Annotated in this window: 5 protein-coding genes; 4 read left to right on the forward strand and 1 reads right to left on the reverse strand. The window is 60.5% G+C overall.

The window, feature by feature from the left end; genetic code table 11:
* Window positions 1–274: 274 nt before the first annotated feature.
* Window positions 275–2,710 (reverse strand): penicillin-binding protein 1A, encoded by a 2,436-nt coding sequence (locus tag QWL29_RS07200; protein ID WP_305822204.1) that lies wholly within the window; start codon window positions 2,708–2,710, stop codon window positions 275–277.
* Between the two features lie 158 nt (window positions 2,711–2,868).
* Between QWL29_RS07200 and QWL29_RS07205 the strand changes: the two genes are divergently transcribed.
* The 4 genes from QWL29_RS07205 to QWL29_RS07215 form a co-directional block, all read left to right on the forward strand.
* Window positions 2,869–3,363, forward strand: a complete 495-nt coding sequence (locus tag QWL29_RS07205; RefSeq protein WP_305822205.1) for a MarR family winged helix-turn-helix transcriptional regulator — start codon at window positions 2,869–2,871, stop codon at window positions 3,361–3,363.
* Window positions 3,364–3,687: 324 nt separating this feature from the next.
* A complete protein-coding gene (locus QWL29_RS07210) occupies window positions 3,688–5,073 on the forward strand; it encodes an AAA family ATPase (protein ID WP_305822206.1) in 1,386 nt (461 codons plus the stop codon).
* 56 nt (window positions 5,074–5,129) lie between these two features.
* Window positions 5,130–5,522 (forward strand): HNH endonuclease, encoded by a 393-nt coding sequence (locus tag QWL29_RS26755; protein ID WP_370663674.1) that lies wholly within the window; start codon window positions 5,130–5,132, stop codon window positions 5,520–5,522.
* A 452-nt stretch (window positions 5,523–5,974) separates the two neighbouring features.
* Window positions 5,975–6,316, forward strand: a 342-nt coding sequence (locus QWL29_RS07215) for a hypothetical protein (protein ID WP_305822207.1), incomplete at its 3' end; no start/stop codon positions are given.

The raw sequence follows: 6,316 nt of genomic DNA on the forward strand, positions 1-6,316 counted from the left end.
GTTGAACGTTATCGCGCTGCGAGGTTCCGCGTGGGCACGGAGTGCCCACCGTACGGTTCAAGCCATCGACTTCGGCGATGAATAAACACCCGCCATACCGTTGAAGCCGCCGGCTTCGCTGAGCGCATCAATATTNGTTTCGGTGGGGTTGAACGTTATCGCGCTGCGAGGTTCCGCGTGGGCACGGAGTGCCCACCGTACGGTTCAAGCCATCGACTTCGGCGATGAATAAACACCCGCCATACCGTTGAAGCCGCCGGCTTCGCTGAGCGCATCAATATTCCGGCGCCGGAATCGGCGTCGGCGGCGGCGGTGGCGGCGCAATCTCTTCCTCCGGCACTGTCTCCACTTCCACCGCCTCGTCCTCCACCGGCGCCGTCACCTCGACCGCCTCGTCCGCCGGCACGCCCTCGTTCAGCTCATCCTCATCGATGAACTCTTCCTCGGGCTCCGCGCGCCGATGCACCGGCTCCGGCTTGCGCCCGCCGGGGAACAATGCATCCCTGTCGATCTTGTCGTCGTCGAGCGCGGTCTTAAAGAAGTCGCCGACCAGCAGGATCGCGTTGTGCCCGCCCTGCCCCCAGTAATTGCTGCGCATGGTCACGCGGTTGTCGTTGAAGCCGACCCAGGCCCCGGCCACCAGGTTCGGATGCATCAGGATGAACCAGCCGTCGGCGTTGTTCTGGGTGGTGCCGGTCTTGCCGGCCACGTCGCCGTTGATGCCGAAGCGGTAGCGCACCGCGGTGCCGGTGCCGCGGTTGACCACCCCACGCAGGATGTCGATCAGGGTCGCGCTGGCTTCCTGCGACATGGCGCGTTCCGGCGCGGCGGCGGCGAAGTCGGCCAGCACCTTGCCGTCGCGGTCCGTGATGCGGCGCACGAACACCGGCTTGCGGTATTCGCCCTGGGCGGCAATCGTCGAATAGGTGTTCACCATTTCCAGCAGCGTCACCGGGCTGGTGCCCAGGGCCAGCGACGGCACCGAATCGAGTTTGCTCTGGCGGATGCCCATGCCCTTGGCCAGCTTGATCACCGACGGCAGGCCGACGTCCTGCATCACCTGCGCCGTGATCGTGTTCTTCGAGTGCACCAGGCCTTCGCGCATCGTGATCTGGCGCCCGCTGGTGCCCGACATGTCGGTCGGGCGCCAGACCTTGCCGCTGCCCATTTTAAATTCCATCACCGTGTCGACATAGGTCTGCTCGGGCGGAATCCCGCTTTCCAGCGCCGCGCCATACACGATGGGCTTGAAGGTCGATCCCGGCTGGCGCGCGGCCTGGGCCACGTGGTCGTACTGGTCGCGCGCGAAGTCGCGGCTGCCGACCCAGGCTTTCACTTCGCCGGTGGCCGGATCCATGGCCACGAAGCCGGCCTCCAGGCGCGATTTACTTTCCTTCAGTCCGCGCATGAAGGTCCGGTCGCCCTTCAGGCGCTTCAGGGCCGCGGCCGGCGCCTCGCCGCCTTCGACCGCGCGCCGGTACTCGCCGCTTTCGCGGACAAAAGCGTCCAGTTGCGCCGCGTGCGAGAGCCAGTAGTAATCGAAGGGCTTGATGTTCGGGCGGATCGCGGTATACGTGCTGGTGGAGCTGGAATTCGGCAGCCCGGGATTTGCCCATTCGACGTCGGCCACCGCCTGCAGCGCGCCGGCCTGGCGTTCCACCGCGCGCAGCGCCGCCGCCTGCAGATCGGCGTCGAGCGTGGTTTCAATGCGAAGGCCGTCGAGCTGGAGATCGTAGTCGTTCTCGTCGGCCCATTCGAGCAGCCACTTGCGCACGTAGGCAGTGAAGTGGTTGTCGCGCCCGCTGCGGTCGAGCTGGCGTTCGAAGCGCAGGCGCAGCGGGCGTTTGGTCAGCGCCTTGAAGCGCTTCTCGTCGAAGGCGCCGTGCTTGTACATCTGGCCCAGCACCACGTTGCGGCGGCCGAGCGAGCGCTCGGGATTGGTCACCGGGTTGTAGTAATAGGTCCCCTTCAGCATGCCGACCAGGGTCGCCGCTTCCAGCACGTCCAGTTTCGCTGCCGGCTTGCCGAAATAGGTGCGCGCCGCCATCTCGATGCCGCGCGCGTTGTACAGGAAGGGCACCGTATTCAGGTAAGCCTCGAGGATCTCGGTCTTGCTGTAGGTGTTCTCGATCTTGATCGCGGTGATCAGTTCCTTCAGCTTGCGGTTGATGCTGCGCGCACGGCCGATCTCTTCGGGGAACATGTTGCGCGCCAGCTGCTGGGTAATGGTCGAGCCGCCCTGGGCGTCGCCCTTCAGGCTGGCCACCAGCGCACCGGCGATGCGCGTGAAGTCGACGCCGTGGTGGTCGTAGAAGCGGTGGTCTTCGGTGGAGATCAGGGCGGTAACGACGTGCGGCGACACCTGCGACAGCTTCACGCGCTCCTGCAGGCCCTGTTCAAATGTGCCCAGTTCCTTGCCGTCGCTGGACACCATCACGCTGGGGCGCGCGCTGCTCACCTGCTTCAGGTCGGCGATGCCCGGCGTGAGCGGGATCAGTATCATCAGATAGACGAGCAGCGCGATCAGCAGCGCCGCGAAGGCCCACAGCCCGACCAGCACCGCCTGCTGCCAGCGCGGCCGCCCGCCGAGGATGCCCAGGGCGTGCCGGAAACCCGCCTGCGCCCTGTTGCCTGCGCTGCTGAGGAGTGTTATCGCCTGCCGGCGGATGCCGCGTTCTTGTCCGCGCTCTTGTTGTTCTTCCTGGTCCACTGATGTCCTTGCCTGCTGTATTGCGCTCGAATTGCGCCTGCGTTGCGCCCGCTATTGCGCTGAATGGCAAGTATAGCCGACCCCGGCCAAGTTCCTGGATTGCAACGGCGCGCGTGCAGCGTTACCAAAATTAGAACGGTTTCCGCTATGATAATGATATGTCCCAACAGAACAACCAAGGCGAGGTAGACGGGCTCGCTCCCGAAACCCGGGTATTGCGCCAATTCCGCATCGTCTTCAATTCGGTGAAAAGCCATTTCCGCCAGGTCGAGCGCGATGCCGGCCTGGGCGGGGCCCAACTCTGGGCACTGTCGGTGATCGCCCAGTCGCCCGGCATCGGCGTGACCGAACTGGCGCGCGCCCTCGACATCCACCAGTCCACCGCCAGCAACCTGGTGCGCGCACTGAGCAGCCGCGGCCTGATCGCCAGCGCGCGCGAAGGCCTGGACCGGCGCGGCGTCGCCCTGCGCACCCTGCCCGCCGCCGACGCCGTACTGCAGCGCGCACCCCAGCCTTTCGTCGGCGTGCTGCCTGACGCCCTGGCCAGCCTGGACGCGGCCACCCTCGCCCGCCTCGAGCACGATCTCGCCATGCTGATCGCGCGCCTGGCCGCCGACGAAGCCGACGCCCAGGTCCCGCTCGGCCAGGCCTGAGCGCCTTATTAGCGCGCCTGCAATAAGCTTGTAGTTACTCAGCAGGCAACAGCCGAGTACACTGAGCAGTGCCGGCCGTCCGCAATCGGCCAGAACCGGTCATTCGCTGGCAAGCGCGAGCGTCATGGAGCGGAGCACGTTGCGAAATTGCGGGCATGGTGTGAGGCTTTTGTCGTCGATGTCGAGGCTGTGGATGCGTACTTGCATCAGGAACATCGATGGGTGCTGGATTGACTCAGGAGACGTTAAAACAAGCACTCATCGGAGATACCGCTTGGTTCAATCTGCGTCAATAATCAAAGAAATCTAAAGGTTAGGAGGCCTATGACACTCGTTCGTTCCTTCGCGCTTCCGTTCCATCTGGATCAGAGCATTCAACTGAAAGGGAGCAGCCAAAAAAATCGCGTATCCGTCCTTCTAGGCGTCAATGGGACGCAGAAGAGCTCGGTGCTGCGCGGTCTCCTGGAGGATGGGCTTGATAGAGCCCCGGACGACAAGCGCCCGTCTGGTCTGCCAACGTGCGCTACCGAATGGACTGTTGCCCTGCCGGCTCGAGTGGTGGCTGTATCTTCGGCAGCGACAGATCGGTTTCCTGCGCGCGCAAACTTCGGCGAGACCCGCCTGCTGACCAGATATGACATCGCGCAATACGCGTACGTAGGGCCTCGGACTGGCAGAAACATCGTTAGCCGAACACAGGGTGTTCAGACCTTGTTGGCTGAGGTCATGCAACTCGACGTGGCCCCGGCGTCGGTATCGGCCTTCATTCCAGAGCTTTCTGAGAAGACCACCGTCCCGTACAAGCTGAGCGTGACGTTGGCGCACCGCCCGTCACTAGGACTGGCTCGGCCCAGTAAGGACCTTCTCACACTTGACGCGTACTTGAAGTACCCTGCTTCGCCCCCGGGACTTAGACAGCATCCGCGCTTCGTAGATCAAGTCTATCGCGCACTCAGTGACAGCGCGTTGCTTCATGAAGCAGAGCGGCTATACCTATTCATAAGGAAGGCGCCACGAGGGCGGCTGCAAGTGGAATTAGACCTTAGTGCGGCTGATCCAGTACTTGGAGCAAAGTTCTCTCCCCGCGTTATTCACTTCGGACTTGTCGCCGGGTTCCTGCGTCTGGAGAACTTCGCGCTCGTGGACGGTCGCGGTGACGCGCGAAGCGCTGATGCATACAGCGCAGGCCAATGGGGACTCTTCTCTTCGCTTGCGACTGCCGCGTTTGCCGCGCGGGACCGCTCGTTGTTCTTAGTTGATGAGCCTGAGAACGCACTGCATCCGGCCTGGCAGCGGGAATATATCGCAGACTTCCTGAGGGGCATATCTCATTGCAAAGGATGCCATTTATTTTTGGCGACCCATTCACCACTGCTCGTCAGCAGCCTGGGCGCGAAGGACGCGGACTTGATCGGTCTGCGCCTTATCAGCGACAGAAAAGTGGAAGTAGGACTTATGGATGTCCCTGTGGGGTGGGAGGCGACGGATGTGCTCGAGGACGTATTCGGCTTGCCCAGCACGCGAGCGCCCGCCGTTGTTGAAAAAATTGAGTCGGCAATGGCCTTGATCGCAGACGGGGCTTCAAAGAATGCAATTGCGCTCGAAAAGATCGCAAAGCGCCTGATTCCGCTCCTAGAGACATTGCCTGAGGACGATGTCGCTCGTCAGGTGATCGCGTCCATCTGCCGCATCAGTGGAGTAAAGCCTTGAGCACGCCAGGATATGAAAAGCTTGCGATCTGCTCATGGAGTCCGACTGATCAAGTAATGGTTGATAAATACACCAAGAAGAAAAAGGCGACAGACTGGACCAAGCGGACGCTCAGCGATCTGCGAACACGTCTCAGGGCCGAAGTTATTAGGAGCCAAGGGAGTGCCTGCGCTTATTGTCGAAGGAAGATTTCAGAGGAGCTCGGGCTCCATGACTTGGATCACATTCTTCCAAAGGGAGTTGCCCCTTACGCGCGATTCACCTACGAGCGGATGAACTTAGTGGCGAGTTGCAAGCGATGCAATCGAAACAAGCTGGACCTCGACGTGCTGAAAAACGGGCCCCTCGCGGCCGACGCATCCGCTCGGGTCCGACGACTATCTCTGGGTGCATCCCTATGTTCATCACTACTCCAGTCATATTCTCATTCGCGAAGGACTGTTCTTTGAAGCAAGAGGGACTGCATGCCAAAGAGCACGAGCAAACGCCGTGATCAATGCTTGCGGCCTGAAGACGTTGGCAGGGGCTGAGCACAGGCGGGCTGCCGAGACCGCGATTTATGCAACCGATGTAGTAGACGCGATCACGACCACAATCGGAAACCATCGAACACTAACAGACGACGACATTGTTGCCGTCTTACGAAAGGAGCGCACGGAGCTAATGGCGTTGAAAGAAGATAGTGTCTTTCGGATGGTGTCTGCATATCGGCAACATAATTTCTCCGAGTTCGAGCGAGAGCTTAAGCGGCAGAAGTTGAAATGACGACGATTTGGGAATCGTTTGCAATAATTGCAGCAAGGGCAACATCCGCCGGAGATTGTACGTAGCAACGCTACGCAAGACCGGAGGAAAGTGTATTGTTGTTTCTCGCTCTATAACCAAAAGACAGGTGGCGGCCATGATAGATCTCGTTGCGCTTGGGAAAGTTGGCGGCATCGCGGGCGTTAGTCTTGGAATATTTTTGGTGGTGTACCGCGACGTTTTAAGAAAGAAAATTTTCGCTAAGTTACCAACGAAGGAGTCTTATCAGCTTTTACGCCTAATTATTGTACTGACTTGGACGATAGCAGTACTAGGATTAGCTGCATGGTTGTACGGAACATACGTGCATAATGAAAAACGGGTAGCTACCGATTGGCGGGTTTCTGGAATCTTGGATGAACTCGAGATCGGTCTCAATCGGGATTTTGTTCTAAAGGCAGTCTCTAAAACCAAGTGCAACACTCTTTCCTGTAGAGTG

It is taken from the genome of Massilia brevitalea (assembly GCF_030711405.1).
In the GTDB taxonomy this organism is placed as follows: Bacteria; Pseudomonadota; Gammaproteobacteria; order Burkholderiales; family Burkholderiaceae_D; genus Telluria; species Telluria brevitalea.

Bases quoted from the DNA above. Each gene is read 5' to 3' on its own strand.
- QWL29_RS07210 (WP_305822206.1), top strand. From the start codon at position 3,688: ATGACACTCGTTCGTTCCTTCGCGCTTCCGTTCCATCTGGATCAGAGC.
- QWL29_RS26755 (WP_370663674.1), top strand. From the start codon at position 5,130: ATGGTTGATAAATACACCAAGAAGAAAAAGGCGACAGACTGGACCAAG.
- QWL29_RS07205 (WP_305822205.1), top strand. From the start codon at position 2,869: ATGTCCCAACAGAACAACCAAGGCGAGGTAGACGGGCTCGCTCCCGAA.